Origin of the sequence: Microbacterium oryzae (assembly GCF_030406385.1) — a bacterium.
Lineage (GTDB): Bacteria > Actinomycetota > Actinomycetes > Actinomycetales > Microbacteriaceae > Microbacterium > Microbacterium oryzae_A.
In genome coordinates this window covers 399,280-426,166 of the sequence record NZ_JAUEPM010000001.1, presented here as the reverse complement: position 1 = coordinate 426,166, position 26,887 = coordinate 399,280, and the positions used below count along the sequence as shown (strand labels likewise).

Here is a 26,887-nt window from a genome sequence, read left to right as displayed (position 1 = left end):
CCATCCTACGAGGACGCGCGCGTCGTGCCGTCGCGGCGGCCGAGGGAGGTGGCGCTCACGGCGCCGTGCTCGAGGGTCACGACGAGGTCGGTGCCGGCGGGGGCGTCGTCGGCCGTGCGCAGGATGGCCCCATCAGCGGTGTGAGCGATCGCGTAGCCACGGGCGAGCGTCGACTGCGGCGAGAGCGCGCGCAGCGAGGCGCGCAGCTCGGCGGTGCGCCGCTCGCCGTCGTGGATGCGGCGCTCGGCGCGGTCGCGACCGCGGGCGAGGAGAAGGAAGACGTCCTGCTGGCGAGATTCCACCATGCGCTCGGGTGCGCGCAGGACCGGTCGCGTGCGCACGTGCTGGAGCTGGGCGATGTCGTGCTGGAGGCGCTGCTGCAGGCGCATCGTCAGCCGCGAGCGCAGCTGCTGCACGACCGCGCGCTGCTCGCCGACGTCGGGGACGACGCGCTTGGCCGCGTCGGTCGGCGTCGACGCGCGGAGGTCGGCGACGTCGTCGAGGAGGGGATGGTCGTTCTCGTGCCCGATGGCGCTCACGATCGGGGTGCGGGCGGCCGCGACCGCGCGCACGAGGCGCTCGTCGCTGAAGCCGAGGAGCGTCTGCGGATCGCCGCCGCCGCGCGCGATGATGATGACGTCGACGTCGGGATCGGCGTCGAGTGTCTGCAGCGCCTGGAGGATCTCGGGCACGCTGCGCTCGCCCTGCACCGCGGCGTGCAGGGTGCGGATGCGGACGTGCGGCCAGCGGAGCTCGGCGTTGCGCAGCACGTCCTTCTCGGCGTCGGAGCGCTCGCCGGTGATGAGGCCGATGCCGTGAGGGAGGAACGGCAGCGGCTTCCGTCGCGTGGGGTCGAACAGCCCCTCGCTGCGCAGCTGCCGACGCAGCCGCTCGAGGCGCTCGAGCTGCTCGCCGAGGCCGACGTGGCGCATGGCCGACACCTGGAACGAGAAGTCGCCGCCCTTGGGGTAGTAGTCCGCCTTGACGCACGCGACGACGTGATCTCCGACGCGGAGGTCGGCGGGGGTGCGAGCGCGCACGCTCGACCACAGACGGATCGAGATCTGCGCGTCCGAGCGCAGGTCCTTCAGGCGCCCGAACACGGCGCCGCCGCGCACGTTCCAGGAGGTGATCTCGCCCTCGACCCAGATCGAGCCCCAGCGGTCGATGAAGCCCTTGATGGTCTGGTTGAGCCGCTCGATCGACGTCGGCGCCTGCGAGGAGGAGTCCCGCGGCGCGACGGAGTCGGCGGGCGGCTGCTCGCCCTCGGCGGGCTGGGACTGGAAGGTCGTCATGGTCTCCTCGCGGCGCGCTCGCGCTGCCTCGGCACCCGGCCCGTGCCCAGCGGGCGCACGTAGAATCGGAGCATGAGCTCGACCGCCATCCACCTGCCCGTGCCGCGCGTGCCGGGCAGGCGCGCACGCCTTCAGGATAACCCGGTAGCCGGACAGAAGCGGGTGCTGCTGGCGGCGCCCCGCGGCTACTGCGCGGGCGTGGATCGGGCGGTGATCACCGTGGAGAAGGCGCTCGCCCGTTACGGCGCCCCCGTGTACGTGCGCAAGCAGATCGTGCACAACATCCACGTCGTGCGCGAGCTCGAGGCGCAGGGTGCGATCTTCGTCGAGGAGGTCGACGAGGTGCCCACCGGTGCGCACGTGGTCTTCAGCGCCCACGGCGTCTCACCGGCGGTCATGAACGCCGCCTCCGACCGGGGGCTGCAGGCGATCGACGCCACCTGCCCCCTCGTCACGAAGGTGCACCGCGAGGCGGTGCGCTTCGCACGCGACGACTTCCACATCCTCCTCGTCGGGCACGAGGGGCACGAGGAGGTCGAGGGCACGGCCGGCGAGGCCCCTGACAACGTCACCATCGTGAACTCCCCGGCCGAGGCCGACACCGTCGAGGTCGACGACCCGTCGAAGCTCGTGTGGCTGTCGCAGACCACGCTCTCGGTCGACGAGACGATGGAGACGGTGAACCGGCTGCGCGCGCGTTTCCCCGAGCTGCACGATCCGCCGTCCGACGACATCTGCTACGCGACCCAGAACCGCCAGGTCGCGATCAAGAAGGTCGCCACGGGCGCCGATCTCGTCATCGTGGTGGGCTCCGCGAACTCCTCCAACAGCGTGCGCCTCGTCGAGGTCGCCCTGCAACACGGCGCGAAGGCCGCGTACCGCGTCGACTACGCGCACGAGATCGAGCAGGAGTGGCTCGACGGCGTGGAGGTCGTCGGCGTCACGAGCGGCGCCTCGGTTCCCGAGGTGCTCGTGACCGAGGTGCTCGAGGCGCTCTCGTCCGCGGGCTACCGCGATGTCGAGGAGGTCCGCACCGCCGAGGAGGACCTGCTCTTCTCGCTTCCCAAGGAGCTGCGACAGGATGCGACCGGGCGCCGCGACGCGCGTGCCGTGGGAGGCCGAGGCCGCCCATGAGCGACGAGGCGCGCCCGCCGCAGCCCCGCTACGGCCAGTACGCGACGAGCGAGGAGCAGCGCGCGCGGATGGGCGAGCCGGCTCCGGCCGCCAGGCCGGTGTCGCCGCCCGCTCCGGAGATCCCGGCGAAGCCCGCGCTGTCGCCGGGGCGCCTCATCGACCGGGCCGCGACCGTCGCCCTGCTCGTCTACGGCATCGTCAGCGTCGTGCAGTCCATCCCCGTCGTGCTCGACGCGACCCTGCTGCTGCAGACCATGGGCATCGACGTGGAACTCGCCGACCCCGCCGGCATGCGCGTGTGGGGCGTCCTCGCGGTCGTCGTGCTGACCCTGGGGTGGATCGCGACGGCGCTCTTCGCGTGGCGCCGGGCGCGGCGCGGCCGCATGACCTTCTGGATCCCCATCGTGGGAGCCGTGGTCTTCAACCTCATCGCGAGCCTCGTCGTCGCCGGCCCGCTCGTGGGCGATCCCGCGGTGATGGACGCCCTCCTGCGCACGCAGGGCGCTCTCGGCTCCTGAGCGCGAGCACTCGAGAACGCGAACGCCCGGTGCCGCGCGGCACCGGGCGTTCGCGTATCGGGAGCGGTCAGCTCTGCGACTTGCCGAACGAGCCGAGCTGGCGCGTCGACTCCGCGACGCGCGCGGCCATCGCCGACTCGGCGACCTTGCCCCAGGCGCGCGGGTCGTACTGCTTCTTGTTGCCGACCTCGCCGTCGATCTTCAGCACGCCGTCGTAGTTCGAGAACATGTAGCCGGCGATCGAGCGCGTGAAGGCGTACTGCGTGTCGGTGTCGATGTTCATCTTCACGACGCCGTTGGCCACTGCCAGCGCGATCTCCTCGTCCGTCGAGCCGCTGCCGCCGTGGAAGACGAGGTCGAGCGGCTTCGCACCGGTGCCGAAGTGGGCGGCGATGCCCTCCTGGATCTCGCCGAGAAGCTCCGGACGCAGCTTCACGCCGCCCGGCTTGTACACGCCGTGCACGTTGCCGAAGGTGAGCGCCGCGATGTAGCGGCCCTTGTCGCCGAGGCCGAGCGCTTCGACGGCCTTCGTCACGTCCGCGACCGTGGTGTACAGCGCCTCGTTCGATCCTTCGTGCGCGACGCCGTCCTCCTCGCCGCCGACGACGCCGACCTCGATCTCGAGGATCGCGTTGATGTTCTTCATCCGGGGGAGGAGGTCCGCCGCGATCTCGATGTTCTCGTCCAGCGGCACGGCCGAGCCGTCCCACATGTGCGAGTTGAACAGCGGCTCGCCGCCGGCCTTCACCCGCTCCTCGGATGCCTCGACGAGGGGCAGGACGAAGCCGGGGAGGGCGTCCTTCGGGCAGTGGTCGGTGTGCACGCCGACCGTGATGGGGTAGTTCTTCGCGACCTCGCGGACATACTGCGCCATGGCGATCGCGCCGGTGGCGCGGCCCTTGACGGTGTGTCCGGCGAAGTAGTCGGCGCCGCCGGTGGTGACCTGGAGGATGCCGTCGGAACCCGCCTCGGTCAGGCCCTGGAGCACGGCGTTGATCGTCTGGGAGCTCGACACGTTGAACGCGGGGTAGGCGAACCCACCCGCCTTCGCGCGGTCGAACATCTCGGCGTACTGGTCCGGTGTGGCGACGGGCATTGCATGCTCCTTCGAGAGGCGACGTGAGTGCAGTCTCAGCCTAGCGAAGGCGGCTCTTTCCGACGTGACGACGTGATTCCGGGCGGTTCCTCACGTCAACGCAAGAATCGCGATTCCTTCGGCGGAACGCGGCAGAAGAAGCGGGATGTGCGCCGTCCCGGACGGCTACTGTCTGAGGCATGACTGCCGACTCCCACGAGATCACGAGCGCCGAAGACCTGATCCCGCTGCACCCCGACCGCAACATCGCGCTCGAGCTCGTGCGCGCGACCGAGGCGGCGGCCATCCGCTCGGTGCCGTTCATCGGGCGCGGCGCGAAAGAGGCGGCAGACGGCGCCGCCGTCGACGCGATGCGAGCGTTCCTGTCCACCGTCGACTTCGACGGCGTCATCGTCATCGGCGAGGGCGAGAAGGACAACGCCCCCATGCTCTTCAACGGCGAGCACGTCGGCACGGGCCGAGGCCGCGCGTACGACATCGCGGTGGACCCGATCGACGGGACGTCGCTGACCGCGGCGGGTCGCAACAACGCCCTCTCCGTGATCGCCCTGTCCGACCGCGGCACGATGCTGGACGCGTCGACCGTCTTCTACATGGACAAGCTCGTCACCGGACCCGCGGGGGTAGGCGTCGTCGACATCCGCCTCCCCATCGGTGAGAACATCCGCCGCCTGGCGAAGGCGCTCGGCAAGCCGGTTGAGGAAATGGTCGTCTCCGTGCTGAACCGTCCGCGTCACGAGCAGCTCATCGCCGACATCCGCGAGACCGGGGCGGGTACGCGCCTCATGAGCGACGGCGACGTCGCCGGCGGCATCAACGCCGCGCGCCACGACGCGCGCACCGACATGTGCGTCGGCGTGGGCGGCAGCCCCGAGGGCATCGTCACCGCGTGTGCGATCAAGGCGCTCGGCGGGCACATCCAGGGCCGGCTCTGGCCGCGCGACGACGACGAGGCTCAGAAGGGCATCGACGCCGGGCTCAAGATGGACCACGTCTACGAGGCCGACGACCTCGTCGCCGGCAGCAACACGATCTTCGTCGCGACCGGCGTCACCGACGGGGCCCTCGTGGAGGGCGTCCGCCGACAGGGCGGCTACGTCTACACCGAGAGCGTCGTGCTGCGCGGCCACTCTGGCACGCTGCGCCGCATCTCGTCGGATCACCTCGAGTCGAAGTGGTTCTGACCGCGCGCTGACGGATGGCCGGAGCGCGCCGCCGGACAGTTCCCGGTGGCGCGCCCTTTCGTGACCCGTCTGTGACCGCCTTCGGAGGAACGTCGGCGACAATGGAGGGGGCACGCGGCCCTCGCGCGCCAGGGGAGGGTGGACCCGGATCATGTCAGCGCAGCACGCACAGCAGGTCGTTCAGGAGCCGGCGCCTCGCACGGGCGCGCAGGCCGTCGTCGCGGCGGCGAAGGACCCCGCTCGGCGACCCGACGTCCTCTTCCGCGTGCGTCGCGCACCGGACCACGAGCTCAGCCCCTGGTGGCACATCGGCGCGTTCGTGTTCACCTCGGCCGCCGTCGTCGCGCTGCTGAGCCTGCTGCCCGGTTGATCCGCGGACTCAGGCGACCGGCTGCAGAATGGGCGTGATCGAGACGCCCGCCGACTCCGCGAGCGCGTCCACGTCTGACGCGCCGAACCGCGCGGCTGCGTCCATCAGGATGTGCGCGCAGGCGAGGGCGTCCGCGCCGGCGTCGTGATGGGCGAAGCCGGTGAAGCCGGCCGCCGCCGCGGCGATCGGCAGGCGGTAGGACTCGAGCCGGTAGGTGCGCCGGGCCAGCTGCAGGCTGCAGATCGAGCGCCACGGCGGGCAGTCGACGCCGGTGGCGTCGGAGGCGCGACGCAGCACGCCCATGTCGAACGTCGCGCTGTGAGCGGCGAGGGTGTCGTCGCCGGCGAAGTCGCGGAGATCCTCGAACTGCTCAGCCCAGCCCCGTGCGTCTGCGACATCCTCCGCGTAGATTCCGTGGATCGTCGAGTTGAACGGGAAGAACTCGTCGAACCCGACCGGCGGCCGGATGAGCCAGGACGCGCGATCCACGACCACCCCGTCTCGCACCTTCGCCAGCCCCACCTGGCATGCGGACTCCGGTCGGGAGTTCGCCGTCTCGAAGTCGATGGCGGTGAAATCGAGCGGCACCCCCTCAGTCTCTCCGATCCTCCCTGAGAGCGCGAAACGCGGCGCGTTCGGTCAGGCGTCCACCGAGCGCGCGCTGTCGATGACGCGGCGCAGGCAGAAGCCCACCGTCACGGCATCGGCATCGGCCGCTCCACTCTCGCGCACCTCGGCGAGATACTGATCCAATGCCTCCTGCGCCGCGTTTGCCAGGTCCTCCGTCTGCTCATCGTGGAGGGGCGTGGCGACGAGATCGGCACAGGCGCGAATGGCCGACACCAGCGTCCGCTGCGTGGGTTCGGGAGCCGTGGGCTCGCCCTCTTCGGAAGGAGTGTCGCGGAAGAGGGCGTCGCTCAGACTGCGGATGGCGAAGACCGTGCGCTCGAGCGCGCGTCGACGACGGTCATTGGTGCGCCGCTCCTCGCGGTGGCGGCGGGAGCGCGGGTTGCCGCGTGCGCTCTCATCGGCATCGAGGACGTCGTCGGACACCGCGGATGCCGTCCGGCGCAACGAGGTCACGATGCCGTCGATCTCCTCCTGCGGCCCGTCTCCGCGCTCGATGAGATCGGCGAGATCGTGCAGCGAGCGAGCCGCCGCGTCGCGCAGCTGGGAGAGGCGCCGCCCGGCGTAGGTCAGGTGCAGGGGCGGCACGATGAGGAGGTTGACGGCGACCCCCACGATCACGCCGAATGCGAGCGTCACGAGGTACGACACCGAGAACTCGTCGGGGTCGCCGCCGCCGATCAGCAGCACGAACATTCCCGCCATCGCGATCCAGTCGCGACCGGCGCCGAGCCAGCGGAAGGCGCCGACCAGGACCCCGAGGCCGACGACGAGCGCGAGCGCGAGGAGAGCGGGACCGCCGGCGTACACGAGCGCGAGGCCGCCCGTGCCGAGGAGGATGCCGAGGCCCACGCCGACGAGGGTCTGCAGACCCGTCCGCACCGAGCGCATGAGCGTGGGGTACATGCTCACCAGGGCGCCGAGCGGCGCGTAGTACGAGTACTCGTCCGCGGCGAACGGCACGTACGGCGCGAAGTGGAGCGCGAGGCCGCAGGCGAGCGCGACCTTCACGGCCAGCAGGACGCGGCCGGGGCCGTCCAGTTCCTGTCCGCGCCTCATCAGCGCATCCCACCGTGAGCGGAGCGTCATCTCGATGACGCTACCCGTGCCATCCGCTGCGGGCGAGAGGCGCGGCGCGGGCGGTTCCGGCCGCCCGCCTCGCAGGCGCCGCCGCGTAGGATGGATGCCCGTGGCTCTCACTATCGGTATCGTCGGCCTGCCCAACGTCGGCAAGTCCACCCTCTTCAACGCCCTGACCAAGAACACGGTTCTCGCCGCGAACTACCCGTTCGCCACGATCGAGCCGAACGTGGGCGTGGTGGAGCTGCCCGACGCGCGGCTGGACCGACTCGCCGAGATCCACGGCTCGCAGCGCATCCTGCCGGCGCCGGTGTCGTTCGTCGACATCGCCGGCATCGTCCGCGGCGCGAGCGAGGGCGAAGGGCTCGGCAACCAGTTCCTCGCGAACATCCGCGAGGCCGACGCGATCGCCCAGGTCGTCCGCGGATTCGCCGACGCCGACGTCGTGCACGTCGACGGCAAGGTCGACCCCGCGAGCGACATGGAGACGATCAACACCGAGCTGATCCTCGCCGACCTGCAGACCCTCGAGAAGGCGCTGCCGCGTCTCGAGAAGGAGGTCAAGGGCAAGAAGACCGACCCCGCCGTCTTCGCCGCCGCGCAGGAGGCGAAGGCCGTGCTCGACACCGGGAAGACCCTCTTCCAGGCCGGCTTCGACGTCGCGCCCATCCGGGAACTCGGCCTGCTCACCGCCAAGCCGACCCTCTACGTCTTCAACGTCGACGAGGGCGTCCTCACCGACGCCGACCGGATGGCCGAGCTCGCGTCGCTCGTCGCGCCCGCGAAGGCGGTCTTCCTGGACGCGAAGGTGGAGTCGGAGCTCATCGACCTCGAGCCCGCCGAGGCACTGGAACTCCTCCAGTCGCTCGGCCAGGAGGAGTCCGGTCTCGACCAGCTCGCCCGCGTGGGCTTCCAGACCCTGGGTCTGCAGACCTATCTCACGGCGGGCCCGAAGGAGGCGCGCGCGTGGACCATCCGCAAGGGGTGGACCGCCCCGCAGGCCGCCGGCGTCATCCACACAGACTTCGAGCGCGGCTTCATCAAGGCCGAGATCGTGTCGTTCGCCGACCTCGACGAAGCCGGCTCGATGAGCGAGGCGAAGGCGAAGGGGCGCGTCCGCATCGAGGGCAAGGACTACGTCATGCAGGACGGCGACGTGGTGGAGTTCCGCTTCAACGTGTGACCTGTGAAGCGGAACTCCGCCGGCATCAGCTCCGCAGGTTGTCCAACTCCCGCGCCGCGCCATACGTGGGATAGTCGGTGTACCCGACCGCCCCATCGGCGTAGATCGTCGAGAGGTCGAGCTCGTTCTGTTCGAGCTCGTCCTTCCAGCGCCTGACGAGGTCCGGGTTCGCGATGATCGCGCGCCCCACGACGACCGCGTCGCCCACGGCATCGGCCATCATGCCGACGGCGTCGTCCCGTGTGGTGGCCTCAGCGAATCCCGTGTTCACCAGGAACGGGCCGCCGAATCGCGAGCGAAGTCCCTGCACCATCGAGCCCCAGGGCTCAGGGTGCAGAACGCTCACGAACGCCAGATCGAGGGGAGCGAGCGCATCCATCAGTGCCCCGTACACCGACTCGACGTCCTCTGGGTCATCTTCGACGAGGCCCTGGATGTTCCGTTCCGGGGAGATGCGGATCCCGACTCGGCCCGCACCGATCTGGGCGACGACGGCCTCGACGACCTCCACGACGAACCGGATGCGGTTCTCCGGCGATCCACCATAGGCATCCGTGCGCGTGTTCGACGTGGCGCCAAGGAACTCGTGCAGCAGATAGCCGTTGGCGGCGTGCAGCTCGACGCCGTCGAACCCCGCGTCGATGGCGTTCTGCGCGCCCCGCACGAAGTCATCGACGATACGGGGCAGCTCGTCGATGCCGAGCGCGCGCGGCACGGGGTAGCGCACCTTCCTTCCGCCTGCGCGGGTCTCGCCGTCGACGGCCAGCGCGCTCGGTGCCTCCACGGGAAGCCCGGAGATGTCGGAGTGGGTGACGCGCCCCGCATGCATGACCTGGGCGACGATCAGCCCGCCCTCGTCGTGCACAGCGTCGGTGACGGCCCGCCACCCCGCCACCTGATCGGCGGTGACAAGGCCCGGCTGGCCTTCGAAGCCCTTGCCGGCGGCACTCGGGAACGTGCCCTCGCTGACGATGAGGCCGACGCTCGCACGCTGCGCATAATGCTCCACCATCACATCCGTGGGAACGCCGTCGGCCCTGGCTCGAGTGCGAGTCAGGGGCGCCATCACGATGCGGTTCGCCAGCGAGAGGTCGCCGGCGATGAGCGGGGAGAAGAGGTTCGGCAAGAGATTTCCGTTCGTCGAGTCGTCCAGGGGGACCGTTCCCCCGTCTCGCCGGAACCGACAGGGATCGTTCGCTATTCCTCGAGCGACGCCCCCTCGCGGCTGAGGGCGACCTGCGCGACGCGCCCTTGCTGTCGGCGAGGACGACGGCAATCTGCGCGGCCTCGGCCAGCCGGCCCGCCACGACGGGCGTCGTCTCCGCAATGCGCCGGCGGCCGGCGGTGGGCGGCGTACGCTGTGAATGTCGCCGACGGAAGGAAGCACCGTGACCGATCACGACGAGAGCTCTTCGCACCGACACGTTCCCGCTCCGGATGAGCCGGAGATCCCCGAACTCGAGGACGACGAGACGGTTGCGCCGCGTCCCGAGGAGGAGATCGCCGACGCACTCCGTGCCACCCCCGATATCGACGACCACGGGCAGCACACGAGCTGAGGCTGTCCGAGGCGATCAGCTCGCGATTGCTCGTGTCGACCTTCTGGCATGCTCGGGAGATGGCTGAACTCATCGTGCCCGACGTCCGATTCCACGAGTCCTTTCTCCGGTCGCATCGCGAATGGGCGGGTGCGGTGCAGGACGGCGCCGGACTCCACGAGGACGATGACCTCGTCACCCGTGCAGGGTTCGAGCGGTGGGTCGCGGAACTGGTTGCGTCCGAGCACACACCGCGCCGGCCAGGGCTCGTGCCCGACACGTACCGATGGATCGTCGAGGGAGACGAGTACCTCGGCGCCGTGTCCTTCCGGCACGAGCTCACCGACTGGCTGCGCGATTTCGGCGGGCATATCGGGTACGGCGTGCGGCCGTCCGCGCGGGGAAGGGGGCTCGCCTCGTGGGCCCTCGGGTGCACGCTCGACATGGCGCGGGAGCGGGGGTACGCCCGGGTTCTCCTGGTGTGCCGAGACGACAACGCGGCGTCCGCGCGCGTCATCGAGAAGAACGGCGGCATCATGGAGGACCGACGTAGCGACGGGGACAGGCTCCTGCGCCGCTACTGGGTGGCTTTGCGCTGAGGTCGCCTTCCCGTCGCGAGGGCACGCTCAGAGGATCTCGCCGCGCAGCCGCACCACACCGGTGACGATGTCGCCGACGTCGATCCGCTCGGCGCTCTGCACGGCGACCCTCACCGGCAGCAGAAATCGGCCCTCGCGTGGCCACATCGCGGTGTCGAACTCCGTGTCGCCGATCGTGGCGGTCACCGGCACCTGACCCCAGTACACGAGCCCTCGCGCGGCCTCCTTGATGTCCTCCGAGACGTCGACCGGCAGGGGAGCGAAGACGAACGGCGCTGGACCGCGCCATTCGATCAGCTCGGCTTCGAACCTCCAGGCCATGGTGGACCTTCACCGGCCGAGGACACGGAAGCGCAGGTGCGCCTCGCTGGCGAACGCGGACGTGTCGAGGCGCTCGAGGTCGACCCGCACGCCGAGGCCGGCAAACAGGGAGATCCCGTCGCCGAGCAGCACCGGGACCACGTCCAGGTGAATTTCATCGACGAGACCGAGCTGCAGGCACTGCCGGGAGATGCTGCCGCCGAGGAGGCTCACCCATCCGTCGCCGGCGGCCTCCTTCGCGCTCGCCACGGCCGCGGAGACGTCGTCCACGACGAACGTGTAGCTGGTGCCGTCCCTCTCGATCGGGTCAGCGGGCTGATGCGTCATGAGGAACACCGGCACCGTGAGCATGCCGCCGTACGGCACCTCGCCATCCTCGATCGTCCGCGTCTTGTTCGCACCGCCCACGATCGCGCCGATGCGCTCGCAGACGCGGGCGACGACATCCTCGTCTTCGGGAGCGGATGGGAAATCGAACATCCAGTCCACACCGCCGTCAGGATCGGCGAGGTACCCATCCAGCGTCACGGTGGCGTGAATGATCACGGTGGCCATCGTCGTCCCTTCCGGCAGGGCGGTCGTGCGCCGCGTCTGGGCGGAAGGGTACGCGCATCCGAGATGGTCGTGGGGTGCTGCGCGCACGCTCGTCCGCGATCTCGACCCGGCACCCGTGTCTCACTCGCTGCGGGTATCGCCGCGCGTAGTCCGCCCGGAGTGAGACACGCCCCCTCCGACCCGGCACCCGTGTCTCACTCGCTGCGGGTATCGCCGCGGCTATCCCGCGCGGAGTGAGACACGCCCCCTCCGACCCGGCACTCGTGTCTCACTCGCTGCGGGTATCGCCGCGGCTATCCCGCGCGGAGTGAGACACGGTCGACCCCCGTCCTCAGAACCGCTCGAACAGCGCCTGCAGCAGCGGGCCGGCGGTCTCCGCGCCTGAGGTGCCGTCCTCCACGAAGACGGCGGCGGCGAGGTCGCCATGGGTGCCCACCATCCAGCTGTGCTTCGGGTACTCGCCATCGCCATCCGGCTCGCCGTATTCGGCCGTGCCCGTCTTCGCGCCCACCGGCTCGCCGAGGATGCCGGAGAGGAAGGTCGCCGAACCCTCCGTCACGACGGCGCGCATGAGCTCCTGCAGCGCGGATGCCTCATCAGAGGTGAGGGGTTGCGCGGACTCCGCCTCGGGCGACGCCGATGCGCTCGCCTCGTCGTCGGCGATGAGGTGCGGCTCGACGGTGCGCCCGGCGCCGATGGAGGCCGCGACCGTGGCCATCCCGAGCGGCGTGGCGAGGATGCGCCCCTGGCCGATGAGGTCGGCCGCGCGCTCGGTCTCGCCCTCCGGCTCGGGCACCTGACCGAGCGAGGCGGGGTAGCCGAGGTCGGCGTCGGCCGCGAGGCCGAGGGACGCTGCCGCGGCGGCGAGCTCGCCGTCGCCGATGCGGTCGCGCGCGCCGATCACGGCGGTGTTGCAGGAGTTGGCGATCGCCGTGCGGAACGTGACGTCGCCGAGCGCCGAGGCGGGGTAGTCGTCGTAGTTGCTGAAGGTGAACCCGTCGACCTCGAGCGACTCCGGGCACGACAGCACATCGTCGAGCGACGCCCCGGCGCGGATCAGCGCGAGCGAGGTCACCAGCTTGAAGGTCGACCCGGGCGGGTACTGCCCGGTCGAGGCGATGTCGAGACCGCCGGTCCCGTTCGCGAGCGCCAGCACCTCGCCGGTCGACGGGCGGATGGCGACGATGGCGCTGGCGGGCGCATCCTCGCCGAGCCCTGCGATGATCTCCTCGGCTGCCGACTGGATGGCCGGATCCAGCGTGAGGGACAGCGGCCGGCCATCCTCGCCGTCGAACTCCGCCAGCGTCCGCCGCTCGTCGCCGTCGCCCACGGCGTCGATCGCGATGCTCGGCGTGCCGCGCAACTGCGCGTCGAACGCCTGCTGCAGCCCGGAGAGTCCGACGACATCGCCGGCGCGCACCGCGCCATCCGATGCGTCGACGACCTCGGCCGTGGCATCGCCGACGGTGCCGAGCAGCTCGCGCGCGAAGTCGCGGGTGGGCGCGAGCGGCAGGGTGTCGGGGACGACGATCGCGCCCGGGATCTCCATGAAGTCGGGGGCGACGTACTGGTCCTCCTCGCCCTCGCGCACGACGATCGCCTCGACGAAGGCCTGCGGGCCGGCGCTCTCGGCCGAGGCGCGGAAGGCCGCCGGATCGATGCCGACCGCGCTCGCGATGCGCTCGGCCGACTCGCCGACCTCCTCCGCCGAGATGCGCGTCTTGTCGAGCCCGTAGCGGCCGACCGGGCGCTCGGCGACGATCGGCTCGTCGCCGGCGCCGAGGATGTCTGCGCGCTCGCCGAACTCGCGGCTCACCTCGATCCGCTCGCCGGGCGCGAGGTTCGGAGCGAGCGTCGAAGGGTCCCACTGCACCACCCACTCGTCCTCACCCTCCGCCAGCGCGGCGGTGGTGTCGTACGCCCACTCCTGGCCCTCGACATCCCAGGTCCAGTGCAGGGCGACCGTGCCCTCGTCGCCCTCGCGTTCGACCTCGTCGGCCATGACCTCGACGTCGTAGTCGGCGAGCGGGGCCACCTGCTCCTCGAACACGGCCGCCGCCGCGGGATCGGCGAGTGCGACGCCCTCGAGCGTGTGCTCACTCAACGCGGCGGTGAGGTCGTCCGCGGCGGCCTCGGCCTGATCGTCCGCCTGAGAGCACGCGGCGAGGGGGAGGAGGAGGGCGAGGATGGCCGCGCTTGCGCCGCGCCTGAGGGGGAGGGGCATGAGCAGGTCCTTTCGGAGGCCGTCGGTGCACCGTCATCCTGTCATGTCGGTCGGCACGAGGGCAGCCACGTGATCGCGGCGGCCGTCAAGCCCCTCGCGGCTCCCGCGCGCGCCGCGCGAGAGTTGATCCATGTCGATTCCGCCCTCACACCCATCCTGGCGCCGCGTGCTCGGTCGTCTCCGTCGCAAGGAGGCCGAGGAGAGGCGCCTGACCATCGACGACGTCACCGTCGTCGACCGCCCCATGCTCAAGAGGGCGATCGCCGGCACCGTGGTCGGCAACCTGATGGAGTGGTACGACATCGGGATCTACGGCTATCTCGCGGTGATCATCGGGCGGATGTTCCTCCCCGACGCGGAGGCCGGTGCGCAGTCCCTCTTCTCGCTCGGGGTCTTCGCCGTGACCTTCGTCGCCCGGCCGCTCGGGGGCGTGGTGCTCGGTCAGCTCGGAGACCGACTCGGACGTCAGCGGGTCCTCGCGTTCACGCTCATCATGATGGCGGCGGCGACCTTCTTCATCGGGGTGCTCCCCGATTACTCCGTCATCGGCGTCTGGGCTCCGATCCTGCTCATCGTGCTGAAGCTCCTGCAGGGCTTCTCGACCGGCGGCGAGTACGCCGGGGCGACGACGTTCATCACCGAATACGCCCCGGATCGCCGTCGGGGCTTCTACGCCTCGCTCCTCGACTGCGGCTCCTACATGGGCTTCGCGATCGGCGCCGCGTTCGTCTCCGTGCTCCAGCTGACGCTCTCATCGGATGCCATGGACAGCTTCGCGTGGCGCATCCCGTTCCTCGTCGCGCTGCCCCTCGGCGCGGTCGCGATCTACTTCCGGCTGAAGATCGAGGACACGCCCGCCTTCCAGGAGGCGCAGGAGGCGGCCGAGCGCGCGCAGGAGGAGGCCCGCGAGTCCGCCGACGCGCCGAAGAGCGTGCTCCAGCTGCTGCGCAGCTTCTGGCGGGAGCTCCTCACGGCGTTCGTGCTCGTCGCCGCGGCCAACACCGTCGGCTACGCCCTCACCTCGTACATGCCGACCTATCTCACCGGCACCCTCGGGTACGACGAGGTGCACGGGACGCTGCTGACCCTTCCGGTGCTCGTCGCCATGTCGGCGGCCATCCCGTTCACCGGCATGCTCTCAGACCGCATCGGGCGCCGGAAGGTGCTCTTCATCGGCGCGATCACGGCGATCGTGCTCGCCATCCCGTCGTTCCTCTTCATGATGCACGGCGCGATCTGGTCGACGCTGCTCGGGCTCATCCTGCTCGCGGTGCCGGTCACGTTCTACGTCGCGAACCTCGCCTCGTCGCTGCCGGCGCTGTTCCCGACCAGCTCGCGCTACGGCGGGATGGGCATCTCCTACAACCTGTCGGTGGCGATCTTCGCGGGCACCGCGCCGGTCATCATGGAGGCGCTCGTGCAGTTGACCGGCTCGGCTCTCGCCCCCGCGTTCTACGTCATCGGCACCTCGGTGGCAGGCTTCCTGGCCATCCTCGCGCTGCGGGAGTCGGCACGACGGCCGCTGCCCGGCGCCATGCCCGCCGTCGCCACCGAGCAGGAGGCCATCGACCTGGTCCGCACGCAGGACGACAACCCCGACCTCGACCTCGACGAGCTGTTCCCGGAGCGGCGCGAGGAGGACTGAGGTCAGGCGGCCGCGGCGGGCGTGCGCTCAGCCGGCTGCTCCTCGTCCGTCACGGGACGGCGGCCCATGATCATCGCGAACACGGCCCCCGAGAGGTTGTGCCAGAGCGAGAAGACCGCGGCCGGCAGGGCGGCGAGCGGCGAGAAGTGCGCGGCCGCGAGAGACGCCGCGAGACCGGAGTTCTGCATGCCCACCTCGACCGCGATCGCGCGGCGCTCGCGCTGGGTCATCCGGAGCGCTCGAGCGGCGAGGTAGCCCAGCAGCAGGCCGAGGCCGTTGTGCAGGATGACGGCGACGAGGACGACGAGCCCGGCCTGCACGATGCGGTCGGCGCTGCCGGCCACGACGGCGGTGACGATGAGCGAGATGGCGATCGTCGAGAGCCACGGGAAGACGCCCTGGATCCGGTCGATGAACCCGCGCAGCACGAGGCGCACGATCAGGCCTCCGACGACCGGCAGCAGCACGGTCTGCAGGATCGAGACCATCATCGACTGGAACGGCACCTCGAGGAACGTGCCGGCCAGCCACAGCGTGAGCAGCGGCGTGAGGATGGGGGCGAGCAGCGTGGAGCAGGTGGTCACCGTGACCGACAGGGCCGTGTCGCCGCGGGAGAGATAGGTCACGACGTTGGATGCGGTGCCGCCCGGCGCGCAGCCGACGAGGATGACGCCCGCGGCGAGCTCCGGCGGCAGCCCGAGGGCGAAGGCGATGGCCCACGCCGTGAGCGGCATGATGACGTACTGCAGCACGACGCCGATGAGCACCATCCACGGGCGCTTGGCGATGCGCGCGAAGTCGGGCAGGGTCAGCGTCAGACCCATGCAGAACATGATCACGCCGAGGAGCCAGGGCACCGCGGGGCCGAGAACGGCCGACGTGCCGGGGAACAGGTACCCGATCACGCCGGCGACGAGGACGAGGATCGGGAAGATCGTGACGGCGAGCCGGGCGGTGCGGTCGGGAGCGGGCGAAGCGGATGGCCGGGGCGCTGTCGTGCTGTTCACCTCTCCAATCTGCCACACCGGCGGCGTCCACCCGCACCGCGGGTGAGCACTTTGCTACGCTCACCCGAGCGGAGCCGGGCGACGAGCGCTCGGCGGAGGAGAAGAGCATGTCTCGGACGACGGCAGCCGAAGCGGTGCCCGCGCGGGAGCAGTGGACCGGCCAGATCGGATTCATCCTCGCGGCCATGGGCTCGGCCGTGGGGCTCGGCAACATCTGGCGCTTCCCCGGCGTCGCCTACGAGAACGGCGGAGGGGCCTTCCTCATCCCGTACCTCGTCGCGCTCCTCACCGCGGGCATCCCCATCCTCTTCCTCGACTACGCGATCGGTCACCGGTTCCGCGGCTCCGCGCCGCTGGCCTTCCGCCGCATCGCCGGGAAGCTGGGCGAGGGAGTCGGCTGGTTCCAGGTCATGATCTGCGTGTTCATCGCGATCTACTACACGGCGGTCCTCGCCTGGGCGTCGAGCTACTTCGTGTTCTCCTGGGACCTGCGCTGGGGTGACGACCCGACCGGCTTCTTCACCGGCGACTACCTGCGGGTCGCGGCGGCGCCGATCACGTTCGATTTCGTGCCGAGCGTGCTCATCCCACTCGTGCTCATGTGGATCGTCGCGCTCGTCGTCCTCGGCGCGGGCGTGGTGAAGGGCGTGCAGCGCGCGAACGTCGTCTTCATCCCGCTGCTCGTCATCGGATTCCTCATCCTCGTCATCCGCGCGCTGTTCCTCCCCGGGGCGATCGACGGCCTCACCGCGTTCTTCACCCCCGACTTCGCCGCGCTGGCGGACCCGTCGGTGTGGATCGCAGCGTACAGCCAGATCTTCTTCTCGCTGTCTGTCGCCTTCGGCATCATGGTGACCTACGCGTCCTACCGCCGTCGTCGCGTGAACCTGACCACGCCCGGCCTCGTGGTGGCCTTCGGCAACTCGTCGTTCGAGCTGCTCGCGGGCATCGGCGTCTTCTCCACGCTCGGCTTCTTCGCGCACCAGCAGGGCATCGGCGTCGGCGAGCTCGAGGGGCTCACCGGCGTGGCGCTGTCGTTCATGACCTTCCCCGCGATCGTGTCGCAGATGCCCGGCGGCGAGTGGTTCGGCGCCCTCTTCTTCGGCGCGCTCGTCCTCGCCGGACTCACCTCGCTCATCTCGATTCTCGAGGTCGTCATCGCCGCGGTCCGCGACAAGTTCGGGCTCACGCGCGCGCAGGTCGTCTACGGCCTCGGCGGCGTGCTCGCGGTCGTCTCGATCCTCCTGTTCTCGACCACCTCGGGCCTCACCGCCCTCGACACGGTCGACAACTGGGCGAACAACATCGGCATCGTCACCTCGGCCGTCGCCGTGTCGATCGTCATCCTCTGGGTGCGCCGCGCCGGCCCCGAGCTCGCGGGGCACCTGAGCGCGCTGTCGACCTTCAAGGTCGGGCGCGTGTGGCTGGTCCTGGTGTCCGTCGTGGCGCCCGTCGTCCTCGTCTACATGCTCGTCTCGAAGATCGTCGAGCTGCTCGCCGACGGCTACAGCGGATATCCCGCCGCCTACCTCGGCGTCGCGGGCTGGGGTTCGGTCCTCCTCATGATCGTCGGCGCGATCGTGCTCACCGGGGCTCGGTGGCGTCACAACCCCGACTTGTTCGAGCCGTGGCCCGCCGCGGCCACCCTCACCACGAAGGGAGCACGGCGATGACACCCATTGCGATCCTGTTCTTCCTCATCGCGGCGGTCCTCATCTGGGGCGGCCTGGCGACGAGCATCCTGTTCCTGTCGGCACGGCCGCAGGTCGAGGCCTACCCGCCCGGGGCGGAGGACGACCTCGACGGCGATGAGTGACCGCCCGGAGCCGGTGTCCGTCACCGGGCGTAGCATGGTCGGCATGTCTCAGAACGAGGAGATCAGGGTGACTCCGTTGCTGCCGCTCGCCGCCGACGACGCGCCCGCCTGCGCAGACGGTGTCTGCGGGTGGCCGGGAGTCCAGCCCTCCTGAGATCCCCTGACGCAGAAGCCCCCGCGACCCGAAGGTCGCGGGGGCTTCTGCGTGGAGGCGCGGATCAGTGCCCGTGCACGGCGGGCATGTCCTCCGCCTCCTCGGGCTTCCGCACGAAGAACGACAGCACGACGGACACCAGCGAGATGATCGCCGCGATGAGGAACGCCGTGCGCGCACCGGGCGCTCCCGCGACCGCGGCCGCGACCCCGGCCTGCTCGCCGTCGTGGAGGAAGCGCGAGTACGTCGCGATGAGGATCGCCACGCCGGCGGCGCCCGCCACCTGCTGCAGGGTGTTCAGCACGGCCGAGCCATGAGAGTACAGCGGGCGCTCGAGGGATCCGAGCGAGGCCGAGAACAGCGGGGTGAAGGACATCGCCATGCCGATCGACATCGCCGTCTGCACCGCCATGAGCAGCCACCACGGCGTGTGCTCGGTCACCGTCGAGTAGGTGAAGATCGCCGCGGCGACGATGATCGTGCCGGGCACGAGGAGCGTTCGCGGGCCGCGCGCGTCGTAGATCCGACCGGTGACCGGGCCGAGGAGGCCCATGAGCACCGAGCCGGGGAGCAGGATGAGCCCGGATTGCAGGGCGTCGAGCTCGACCACGTTCTGCAGGTAGAGCGGCAGCAGCGTGAGCGTGCCGAACATCGTCAGCGCGACGAGGGACATGATGACGACCGACACGGTGAAGTTGCCGGAGCGGAACACGCGCAGGTCGAGCAGGGCGTCGTCGACGCGCTGCAGCACGATCTGACGCCAGATGAACACGGCCAGCACGACGAGGCCGACGCCGAGGGCGATGGCGCCCGTCGCGATGGGCGAGATGCCCGAGTCGGCGGCACCGCCGCCGTGGCCGCCGCCGAACTGACTCAGGCCGTAGACGATGCCGCCGAAGGCGAACGCCGAGAGCACGATGGACGGCACGTCGATGGGGGCCTTCTTGGTCTCGCCGAGGTTCGTCATCCACTTCGCGCCGATGAGGAGCGACACGACGGCGATCGGCAGCACGATGCCGAAGAGCCAGCGCCAGCTGAGCGTCTCGAGCACGGCGCCAGAGAGGGTCGGGCCGATGGCGGGGGCGAGGGAGATGACGAGGCCGACGCGGCCCATCATCCGACCGCGGGAGCGCGGAGGAACAACGTTCATGATGGTGGTCATCAGCAGCGGCATCATGATGCCGGTGCCGGCGGCCTGCACGACGCGCCCGAGCAGCAGCACGGCGAAGCCGGGCGCGACGAGGCAGATGAGGGTGCCCAGCGAGAACGCGGTCATGGCCGCGAGGAACGCCTGGCGCGTGGTGAAGCGCTGCAGCAGGAAGCCGGTCGTCGGGATGACGACGGCCATGGTGAGCATGAAGGCGCTCGTCAGCCACTGGCCGAGTTCGGGCGCGAGGCCCAGGTCGGCGTTGAGATGGGGGATGGCGATGCCCATCGTCGTCTCGTTGAGGATGGCGACGAAGGCGGCGACGAGGAGCAGCCAGATGACGCGCATGCTCTTCGGATCGACGCCGGACTGGGGGCGGGCGCGGATGGCGCCGGTGTCGGTGGACGTCATGGGGCTCCTGGAGGAAGAAGGGGCGCAGGGACTCCGCGCAGACGTCACAGCCTAACGGCGGGCCTCGCCGCGGTATTCCCGAGAACCGGAGCCGGCCATCCCGAGGATATGTATGCTCTTTGACATGAGTATGGGGCGAGGGATGGGCGGCGGTCGCGGCGGCGGTCGGCCGATCGACGAGGAGGCGCAGCGGCGGATGAACGCGGAGGCGCCGCGCGTGCCCGGGCTGGGGCGACGCGTGGTCGCGTTGTTCCGGCCGTATCGCGCGCGGATCGGGGTCACCGCAGCGCTCGTCGTGGTCGGCGCCGCGCTCGGCGTCATTCCGCCGCTGGTCATCCAGCGGGTGTTCGACGGCGCGCTGTTCCCCACCGACGGCTCGCCGGTGGACATCCCGCTGCTCGTGCGCCTGGTCGCGCTCATGATCGGGCTGTACCTCGCCAGCGCGGTCGTCGGCGTCGCCCAGACCTGGTTCACGTCGAATGTGGGCAACCGCGTCACCGGCGACCTGCGGGTGCGGATGTTCGAGCATCTGCAGGCGATGGAGCTGGGGTTCTTCACGCGGACGAAGACCGGCATCATCCAGTCGCGGCTGCAGAACGACGTCGGCGGCGTCTCGTCGGTGTTGACGAACACGGTGACGAGCATCCTCGGCAACACCGTGACCGTCATCGCCTCCCTCGTCGCGATGATCCTGATCGACTGGCGCCTCACCCTCATCGCCGTCGTCCTGATGCCGGTGCTCGTCGTCGTGCAGCGACGGGTGGGGCAGGTGCGGGCGCGCATCGCGGGGGAGACGCAGCAGTCGCTGTCGGAGCTGACGGCGATCACGCAGGAGACGCTGAGCGTCTCGGGCATCATGCTGTCGAAGTCGTTCAATCGGCAGCGCACCGAGTCCGCGCGCTACGCCGAGGAGAACGCCAACCAGATCCGGCTCCAGATCCGCCAGGCCATGACCGGGCAGGGGTTCTTCGCCGTCGTCCACGTGCTCATGGCGTCGGTGCCCGCGATCATCTACCTCGTCGCGGGCTTCCTCCTCGCCGGCGACACCGGGCTGCTCACGGCGGGCACCATCGTCGCGTTCACGACCGTGCAGGCTCGGCTGCTGCAGCCGCTGACGAGCCTCATGCGCGTGGCGCTCGACGTGCAGACGTCGTCGGCTCTGTTCGCGCGCATCTTCGAGTACCTCGACCTGAAGCCCGCGATCGCCGACGCCCCCGACGCCATCGATGTCGCGGCCGCGCGCGGCCCGATCGGACGGGTGGAGTTCCGCGACGTCTCGTTCCGCTATCCCGACGCAGCAGACGACACCCGCCCCACGCTGCAGGGCGTCTCCTTCGCGGTCGAGCCCGGCTCCCACGTGGCCTTCGTCGGGCCGTCCGGCGCGGGCAAGACCACCGTGCTCTATCTCACGCCGCGCTTCTACGAGGCGTCGGATGGCCAGGTGCTGTTCGCGGGGGAGGACGTGCGTCACCTCACGCAGGAGTCGATCGTCGACCACGTCGGCATCGTGTCGCAGGAGACGTACCTCTTCCACGCGACGGTGCGGGAGAACCTCCGCTACGCGCGCCCGGACGCCACCGACGAGCAGATCGAGGACGCCTGCCGCCAGGCGAACATCCACCACATCATCGCCGGCTTCGAAGACGGCTACGACACGGTGGTCGGCGAACGCGGCTACCGTCTCTCCGGGGGCGAGAAGCAGCGCATCGCCATCGCGCGCGTGCTGCTGAAGGACCCGCCCGTGCTGCTTCTCGACGAGGCGACCAGCGCGCTCGACACCGTCTCCGAGCGCATCGTGCAGGAGGCTCTCGAGAGCGCGGCCCGCGGGCGGACCACGATCTCGATCGCCCACCGGCTCTCCACCGTCATCGACGCCGACGTCATCCACGTCGTGGACGCCGGACGGATCGTGGAGTCGGGCACCCACGGTCAGCTCGTCGCGGCCGGCGGTCTCTACGCGGAGCTCGCAGCCGAGCAGCTGGCGGCCACGCGCGTGCTGGAGGAGTGAGCGTCAGAGCGCGGCGACGTGCGCGGCGAAGGCCGCGAGCAGCGCGCGGTCGTCGTCGCCCAGCGGGAGCGCGGCCAGGCGCGGCACGTCCATCCGCAGGATCTGCGCGGCGCGGGCACGACGAGCGGCGCCATGACCGGCGAGCACGTCGAGACCGTCGCGCATGGCCGCCAGGCACGCGCGGAGCACCCGCGGGTCCGCCTCGCGCTGCGTGATCGAGGAGCCGTCGGCTCGCACGCGCCACTGCACGACGACATCGGGCACCACGTCGAACGCGCGCGCGGACGCGTACATCCGCTGCGCGACGGCCTGGTCCTCGTAGAGCGCCGCCTCGGGGAAGCGCAGATCGTGCTCGCGCCAGAACTCCGTCCGCGACACCTTCGACCATGCGACGACGTTCGCGGTCACCTCCGGATGCGCGTCGAGGTCGACGCCGATCCGGCGCGGATCCGTCGCCGCCGACACCCACGGCTGCACGGGGCCGGGGAGGTACCGCGCGCCCTCCGGTCGCAGGCGCACGTACGCGCCGACGACGAGGTCGCTGCCGGATGCCTCGAGCGAGCCGACGAGGGTCGCGAGCGCGGTGGGCGTCATCACGTCGTCGCCGTCGAGAAAGGCCACGTAGCGGGTGTCGACGAGATCGAGCGCGGTGTTGCGCGCGGCGCCGAGCCCGCGCCGGCGGCCGTGCCGCACGACGCGGAAGCGGTCGTCGCGACGGGCGGCGTCGTCGAAGACCCGGCCGGTGCCATCCGCCGACCCGTCGTCGACGAGGATCGCCCGCCATCGCGGAAGGGTCTGCGCGCGGAGGGACTCCAGCGCCTCAGCGGCGTACTCCTCGACGTCGAACCCCGGCACGATGACGGTGACGAGGGTGCTCACGGCAGAGACCGGCGTCGCTCGAGCGGGCCGCGGTCGGCCAGCGCGACCTCCGAGTTGTACCGGTACAGGCGCGCGGGGCGGTGCTTGCCGGTGCGGAACGACTCGGTCGGCAGCAGCGCCTCCGATCCCTCCAGCAGACGGCGGAAGTTCGACGGATCGAGCCGCCGGCCGAGCACGGCCTCGTACACCTCCCGCAGCTCGGTGAGCGTGAACTCGTCGGGCAGCAGCCCGTGCGCGATCCGGCTGTAGCCGACCTTGTTGCGCAGGCGCCAGAGCGCGTATTCCACGATGCGGTTGTGGTCGAACGCGAGCGGGGGCAGGTCGTCGACATCGAACCACTCGACGTTCTCCGGAGCGTCCTCGGTCGCCCGCTGCGCGTCGACGAGGTCGGAGCGCAGCAGCGCCCAGTAGACGACGGACACCACGCGGGTGGGGGAGCGATCGACGTCGCCGAACGCATACAGCTGTTCGAGGTAGCTGGGGCTGAGCGCGGTGGTCTCCGCGAGGGTGCGCGATGCCGCGTCGTCGAGGCCCTCGCTCTCGTCGAGCCAGCCGCCGGGAAGCGCCCACGCGCCCGCGAACGGATCGCGGGTGCGGCGCACCAGCGGGATCATCAGCGTGTCGGCCTCGGGTCGCGATCGCAGCGAGAAGATCACCGTGGACACGGCGACGCGGATCGGGGATGCGCTCACCCCTCGAGCGTAGGCGAAGGCCGACGCCGCTCCCACGCGCCGCTGTGCTCCTTCGCGTCATGAGCTCGCGTTCTTCGCGCGGCGCGGGTCGCAGCGGCGGGGTCGCGGCGGCGGACCGGTCGCGGGAGCGGGTGGCCGCCGGGTAGGATCGGCTCCACAACTGCACATGACCGTCCACCGTCACGGGAGAACGCAGCGCTCGCGCTGCTGCCGTAGGAGCAACCCCTCCCGGAATCTCTCAGGCCCACGTACCGTGGCGGCAGGTCACTCTGGAAAGCGGCGCACGTGCGCCCGCCGACGGGGCAAGCGGCGCTCCGGCGCCGTGGAAACTCTCAGGCCTATGACAGAGCGGGAGGAACTCGACGCACTCTCGCCCGAGGGTGCCAAAGACGGGAGTTCCTCGATGACGCACACGACAGACGACGACGTCGGCCGTGCACCGAGCGCCCTCGACGATCGTCCGCCGTTCGTGGGGGTGTTCGACCTCTTCACGATCGGCGTCGGACCCTCGAGCTCGCACACGGTCGGACCCATGCGCGCCGCCGGCGCGTTCGTCGCGCGCCTCGGCGACCGGGTGACCGATGTCGCCCGCGTCGACGTCGAGCTGTTCGGATCGCTCGCCGCCACGGGCGCCGGCCACGGCACGCTCACGGCGGTGCTCGTGGGGCTCGAGGGGTGCCGCCCCGACACCGTCCGCTCAGACGAGATCGCGGCCCGCGCCGCGCGCATCGAGCGCGACGGCACCGTCCTGCTGGGCGGCGTCGTCGCGGTGCCGCTGCGCGCGGCCGACATCCGGCTCAGGCCGCTCACCATCCTCGCCCGGCACACCAACGCGATGCGCTTCGCCGCGCGGGATGGCCGGGGCGAGGTCATCGAGGAGGGCGTCTGGTACTCGGTCGGCGGCGGCTTCATCGTGCGCGACGGCGAGGAGGCGGCGAGTCGGACCGCACTCGTGCCGCACCCGTTCGGCACCGCCGCCGAGCTGCTGGCGATCTGCGACGCGGAGGGCGTGGGCGTCGCGGAGGTCGCGCATCGGAACGAGTGCGCCCAGCGCTCCGCGCATGACGTGCGCGAGGGCATCCTGCGCATCCGCGACGCCATGGACGAGTGCGTGGCCGCGGGCACCCGCCACACCGGGGACCTGCCCGGCGGTCTCGGGGTTCATCGGCGCGCCCCGGGATGGCACGCGCGGCTCCTGCAGGAGGACCCCGACCGCGGGCCCGGCTTCGCGCAGGAGTGGGTCAACCTCGTCGCGCTGGCGGTGAACGAGGAGAACGCCGCGGGCGGCCGCGTCGTCACGGCGCCCACGAACGGCGCGGCCGGGATCATTCCCGCCGTCCTCCACTACGCCACGCACTACACGCCCGCGGCGACCGCTGGCCGACACCGCGACGACATCGCCGTCGATTTCCTGCTGACCGCCGCCGCGATCGGCTCGATCTACAAGAACCGCGCGTCGATCTCCGGCGCAGAGGTCGGGTGCCAGGGCGAGGTCGGCTCGGCGTCGTCCATGGCGGCGGGCGCGCTCGCCGCGGTCCTCGGCGGCACGCCCGCCCAGGTCGAGAACGCCGCCGAGATCGCGATGGAGCACAACCTCGGCCTCACGTGCGATCCCGTCCGGGGACTGGTGCAGATCCCCTGCATCGAGCGCAACGCGATCGCATCGGGCAAGGCGGTCAATGCCGCGCGGATGGCTCTCTGGGGAGACGGGACGCATCGCGTCTCGCTGGACGCCGTCATCGAGACCATGCGGCAGACCGGCCGTGACATGAGCGAGAAGTACAAGGAGACCGCGCGGGGCGGACTGGCCGTCAACGTGGTCGAATGCTGAGGAGAGACGCGTGAGCGCAGAAGACACCACCACCTCTGGATCCGGGGAGGGGCTGCGGCAGTCGCCGCTTCAAGCCGAGCACGAGGCGCTGGGCGCCTCGTTCACCGACTTCGGCGGGTGGTGGATGCCGGTGCGGTACTCCTCCGACCTCGCGGAGCACCGCGCCGTGCGCGAGGCGGCGGGCCTCTTCGACATCTCGCACATGGGCGAGATCTTCGTGCGGGGTGCTGGCGCGGCGGCCTTCCTCGACTACGCGCTCGCCGGGCGGCTGTCGGCGGTCGCGGTGGGGCGTGCGAAGTACACCATGATCCTCGCCGAAGACGGCGGCATCATCGACGACCTCGTCGCCTACCGGCTCGGCGACGAGGAGTTCCTCATCATCGCCAATGCCGGCAACCGGCGCGTCGTGGCGGACGAGATCTCCGCGCGCATCGCCGGCTTCGACGCCACCTTCGAGGACGCGTCGGAGCGGTTCGCGCTCATCGCCCTGCAGGGACCGGTGGCCGAGGCCATCCTCTCGAGCACCCCCGGCATCGAAGCGCCGGATCTCGACGAGCTGCGCAACTACGCGTGGACCGATGCCCTCTTCAGCGGCGTGCCCCTGTTCGTCGCGCGCACCGGCTACACCGGCGAGGACGGCTTCGAGCTGCTGGTCGACGCGCAGCACGCTCCCGGCCTCTGGCGGGCGCTCCTCGCGGCGGGCGCCGAGCGCGGGCTCGTCCCGGCCGGCCTCGCCGCCCGCGACACGCTGCGCCTCGAGGCGGGCATGCCGCTGTACGGGCACGAGCTCGCGCGCGACATCTTCCCCTCGCAGGCCGGCCTCGGCCGCGTCGTCGCCGCCGACAAGGGCGACTTCGTGGGGGCTCGCACGCTTGACGAGCGCCCGGGCGAGCGGCTGCTCGTCGGCCTCAGCATGGATGGCCGCCGCGCGGGACGCGCGGGCTACGGCGTCTATCGCGGCGACGCGCTCGTCGGCGAGATCACGAGCGGTGCCCTGAGCCCGACCCTCGGCCATCCGATCGCGCTGGCGTACGTCGAGCACGACGCGGCCGCTGCGACCGACCTGACCATCGACGTGCGCGGCACGCGCATCCCCGCCCACCCGACCACCCTGCCCTTCTACCGGAGGAAGAAATGACCGATCTCAACACGCTGCTCTACACCGCCGAGCACGAGTGGATCCGCATCGACGACGACATCGCCACGATCGGGATCACCGACTACGCAGCCGACCAGCTGGGCGACGTCGTGTACGTCGACCTGCCGCAGGTCGGCGCCGCCGTGACCGCCGGCCAGGTCATGGGCGAGATCGAGTCGACGAAGTCGGTCTCGGAGCTCTACGCGCCCGTCGACGGCACCGTCGTCGAGGTGAACGACGCCGTGGACGCGGACCCCGACACCGTCAACGCCTCGCCGTTCGAGGACGCGTGGCTGGTGAAGGTGCGCCTCTCGGGCGACCCCGCGGGTCTCCTCGACCGCGCCGCGTACACCGCTCTCACGGGTGCCGAGGCGTGAGCACCGGCGCCTTCGGAGAGTACGCCGCCCGCCACATCGGGACGAGCGCTGACGACCA

26 protein-coding genes and 2 riboswitches are annotated in these 26,887 nt (G+C 70.8%); of the genes, 14 read left to right on the top strand and 12 right to left on the bottom strand.

Features of this window, described 5'->3' with window-relative positions; genetic code table 11:
* Positions 1-5: 5 nt before the first annotated feature.
* Positions 6-1,295, bottom strand: coding sequence for an exodeoxyribonuclease VII large subunit (xseA, locus tag QWJ90_RS02210; RefSeq protein WP_290105959.1), 1,290 nt, complete (start codon positions 1,293-1,295; stop codon positions 6-8).
* Positions 1,296-1,367: 72 nt separating this feature from the next.
* Here xseA and QWJ90_RS02205 point away from each other — a divergent pair, with 72 nt between their 5' ends.
* Positions 1,368-2,429, top strand: a complete 1,062-nt coding sequence (locus QWJ90_RS02205) for a 4-hydroxy-3-methylbut-2-enyl diphosphate reductase (RefSeq protein ID WP_290105958.1) — start codon at positions 1,368-1,370, stop codon at positions 2,427-2,429.
* Positions 2,426-2,947, top strand: a complete 522-nt coding sequence (locus tag QWJ90_RS02200) for a DUF6264 family protein (RefSeq protein WP_290105957.1) — start codon at positions 2,426-2,428, stop codon at positions 2,945-2,947. The genes QWJ90_RS02205 and QWJ90_RS02200 overlap by 4 nt, the downstream gene beginning before the upstream one ends.
* Positions 2,948-3,014: 67 nt before the next feature.
* On the opposite strand, the gene fbaA is transcribed toward QWJ90_RS02200, so the two are convergent.
* Complete coding sequence (fbaA, locus tag QWJ90_RS02195; RefSeq protein WP_290105956.1) at positions 3,015-4,043, bottom strand: class II fructose-bisphosphate aldolase; 1,029 nt, start codon at positions 4,041-4,043, stop codon at positions 3,015-3,017.
* Positions 4,044-4,222: 179 nt separating this feature from the next.
* On the opposite strand from fbaA, the gene glpX reads away from it, so the two are divergent.
* Together glpX and QWJ90_RS02185 are read left to right on the top strand one after the other, a co-directional pair.
* Positions 4,223-5,227: a class II fructose-bisphosphatase gene (gene glpX, locus QWJ90_RS02190; RefSeq protein ID WP_290105955.1), complete on the top strand. Its 1,005-nt coding sequence runs from the start codon at positions 4,223-4,225 to the stop codon at positions 5,225-5,227.
* A 151-nt stretch (positions 5,228-5,378) separates the two neighbouring features.
* Entirely contained in the window at positions 5,379-5,597 is a 219-nt protein-coding gene (locus QWJ90_RS02185; protein ID WP_290105954.1) for a UDP-N-acetylmuramyl pentapeptide phosphotransferase, read from the top strand.
* 9 nt (positions 5,598-5,606) lie between these two features.
* Here QWJ90_RS02185 and QWJ90_RS02180 read toward each other — a convergent pair whose 3' ends face one another.
* Positions 5,607-6,185, bottom strand: coding sequence for a 3'-5' exonuclease (locus QWJ90_RS02180; RefSeq protein ID WP_290105953.1), 579 nt, complete (start codon positions 6,183-6,185; stop codon positions 5,607-5,609).
* A 51-nt stretch (positions 6,186-6,236) separates the two neighbouring features.
* The gene (locus QWJ90_RS02175) at positions 6,237-7,283 is read right to left on the bottom strand and encodes an FUSC family protein (protein ID WP_290105952.1); all 1,047 of its coding nucleotides are present in this window, start codon (positions 7,281-7,283) and stop codon (positions 6,237-6,239) included.
* Between the two features lie 130 nt (positions 7,284-7,413).
* Here QWJ90_RS02175 and ychF point away from each other — a divergent pair, with 130 nt between their 5' ends.
* A complete protein-coding gene (ychF, locus tag QWJ90_RS02170) occupies positions 7,414-8,487 on the top strand; it encodes a redox-regulated ATPase YchF (protein WP_290105951.1) in 1,074 nt (357 codons plus the stop codon).
* 25 nt (positions 8,488-8,512) lie between these two features.
* Here the strand turns inward: ychF and QWJ90_RS02165 are convergent, their stop codons facing one another.
* Complete coding sequence (locus tag QWJ90_RS02165; protein ID WP_290105950.1) at positions 8,513-9,613, bottom strand: alkene reductase; 1,101 nt, start codon at positions 9,611-9,613, stop codon at positions 8,513-8,515.
* A 262-nt stretch (positions 9,614-9,875) separates the two neighbouring features.
* On the opposite strand from QWJ90_RS02165, the gene QWJ90_RS02160 reads away from it, so the two are divergent.
* Together QWJ90_RS02160 and QWJ90_RS02155 are read left to right on the top strand one after the other, a co-directional pair.
* Positions 9,876-10,046, top strand: coding sequence for a hypothetical protein (locus QWJ90_RS02160; protein WP_290105949.1), 171 nt, complete (start codon positions 9,876-9,878; stop codon positions 10,044-10,046).
* 59 nt (positions 10,047-10,105) lie between these two features.
* Positions 10,106-10,624 (top strand): GNAT family N-acetyltransferase, encoded by a 519-nt coding sequence (locus QWJ90_RS02155; RefSeq protein ID WP_290105948.1) that lies wholly within the window; start codon positions 10,106-10,108, stop codon positions 10,622-10,624.
* A 27-nt stretch (positions 10,625-10,651) separates the two neighbouring features.
* Here the strand turns inward: QWJ90_RS02155 and QWJ90_RS02150 are convergent, their stop codons facing one another.
* The 3 genes from QWJ90_RS02150 to QWJ90_RS02140 form a co-directional block, all read right to left on the bottom strand.
* On the bottom strand, positions 10,652-10,945 hold the full coding sequence (locus QWJ90_RS02150; RefSeq protein WP_290105947.1) for a DUF1905 domain-containing protein: 294 nt from the start codon (positions 10,943-10,945) through the stop codon (positions 10,652-10,654).
* A 9-nt stretch (positions 10,946-10,954) separates the two neighbouring features.
* Positions 10,955-11,500, bottom strand: coding sequence for a dihydrofolate reductase family protein (locus tag QWJ90_RS02145; RefSeq protein ID WP_290105946.1), 546 nt, complete (start codon positions 11,498-11,500; stop codon positions 10,955-10,957).
* 331 nt (positions 11,501-11,831) lie between these two features.
* Positions 11,832-13,724, bottom strand: coding sequence for a penicillin-binding transpeptidase domain-containing protein (locus QWJ90_RS02140; RefSeq protein ID WP_290105945.1), 1,893 nt, complete (start codon positions 13,722-13,724; stop codon positions 11,832-11,834).
* A 130-nt stretch (positions 13,725-13,854) separates the two neighbouring features.
* Between QWJ90_RS02140 and QWJ90_RS02135 the strand changes: the two genes are divergently transcribed.
* On the top strand, positions 13,855-15,369 hold the full coding sequence (locus QWJ90_RS02135) for an MFS transporter (RefSeq protein WP_290105944.1): 1,515 nt from the start codon (positions 13,855-13,857) through the stop codon (positions 15,367-15,369).
* A gap of 2 nt (positions 15,370-15,371) precedes the next feature.
* On the opposite strand, the gene QWJ90_RS02130 is transcribed toward QWJ90_RS02135, so the two are convergent.
* Complete coding sequence (locus QWJ90_RS02130) at positions 15,372-16,376, bottom strand: bile acid:sodium symporter family protein (RefSeq protein WP_290105943.1); 1,005 nt, start codon at positions 16,374-16,376, stop codon at positions 15,372-15,374.
* 107 nt (positions 16,377-16,483) lie between these two features.
* Here QWJ90_RS02130 and QWJ90_RS02125 point away from each other — a divergent pair, with 107 nt between their 5' ends.
* Both QWJ90_RS02125 and QWJ90_RS02120 read left to right on the top strand, forming a co-directional pair.
* Positions 16,484-18,049, top strand: coding sequence for a sodium-dependent transporter (locus tag QWJ90_RS02125; RefSeq protein ID WP_290105942.1), 1,566 nt, complete (start codon positions 16,484-16,486; stop codon positions 18,047-18,049).
* Entirely contained in the window at positions 18,046-18,192 is a 147-nt protein-coding gene (locus QWJ90_RS02120) for a MetS family NSS transporter small subunit (protein WP_290105941.1), read from the top strand. The genes QWJ90_RS02125 and QWJ90_RS02120 overlap by 4 nt, the downstream gene beginning before the upstream one ends.
* Before the next feature lie 218 nt (positions 18,193-18,410).
* Here QWJ90_RS02120 and QWJ90_RS02115 read toward each other — a convergent pair whose 3' ends face one another.
* Positions 18,411-19,904: an MDR family MFS transporter gene (locus tag QWJ90_RS02115; RefSeq protein WP_290105940.1), complete on the bottom strand. Its 1,494-nt coding sequence runs from the start codon at positions 19,902-19,904 to the stop codon at positions 18,411-18,413.
* Positions 19,905-20,028: 124 nt separating this feature from the next.
* Between QWJ90_RS02115 and QWJ90_RS02110 the strand changes: the two genes are divergently transcribed.
* Positions 20,029-21,912: an ABC transporter ATP-binding protein gene (locus QWJ90_RS02110; protein ID WP_436836676.1), complete on the top strand. Its 1,884-nt coding sequence runs from the start codon at positions 20,029-20,031 to the stop codon at positions 21,910-21,912.
* A gap of 3 nt (positions 21,913-21,915) precedes the next feature.
* Here QWJ90_RS02110 and QWJ90_RS02105 read toward each other — a convergent pair whose 3' ends face one another.
* Positions 21,916-22,791, bottom strand: coding sequence for a glycosyltransferase family 2 protein (locus tag QWJ90_RS02105; protein WP_290105939.1), 876 nt, complete (start codon positions 22,789-22,791; stop codon positions 21,916-21,918).
* Positions 22,788-23,483, bottom strand: coding sequence for an NUDIX hydrolase (locus tag QWJ90_RS02100; RefSeq protein WP_290105938.1), 696 nt, complete (start codon positions 23,481-23,483; stop codon positions 22,788-22,790). Before QWJ90_RS02100 ends, QWJ90_RS02105 begins: the two co-directional genes overlap by 4 nt.
* A gap of 173 nt (positions 23,484-23,656) precedes the next feature.
* Positions 23,657-23,747: riboswitch (glycine riboswitch) on the top strand.
* Positions 23,748-23,840: riboswitch (glycine riboswitch) on the top strand. It abuts the riboswitch before it with no gap.
* A 46-nt stretch (positions 23,841-23,886) separates the two neighbouring features.
* Here QWJ90_RS02100 and QWJ90_RS02095 point away from each other — a divergent pair.
* From QWJ90_RS02095 to gcvH, 3 genes are read left to right on the top strand one after another with little or no spacing between them, the layout of a single operon-like run.
* A complete protein-coding gene (locus QWJ90_RS02095; RefSeq protein WP_290105937.1) occupies positions 23,887-25,314 on the top strand; it encodes an L-serine ammonia-lyase in 1,428 nt (475 codons plus the stop codon).
* A gap of 10 nt (positions 25,315-25,324) precedes the next feature.
* Positions 25,325-26,452 (top strand): glycine cleavage system aminomethyltransferase GcvT, encoded by a 1,128-nt coding sequence (gcvT, locus tag QWJ90_RS02090; RefSeq protein ID WP_436836675.1) that lies wholly within the window; start codon positions 25,325-25,327, stop codon positions 26,450-26,452.
* Positions 26,449-26,829 carry a glycine cleavage system protein GcvH gene (gcvH, locus tag QWJ90_RS02085; protein WP_290105936.1) on the top strand — a complete coding sequence of 127 codons (381 nt, stop codon included), beginning with the start codon at positions 26,449-26,451 and terminating at the stop codon, positions 26,827-26,829. Before gcvT ends, gcvH begins: the two co-directional genes overlap by 4 nt.
* The last annotated feature ends 58 nt before the right edge of the window (positions 26,830-26,887 follow it).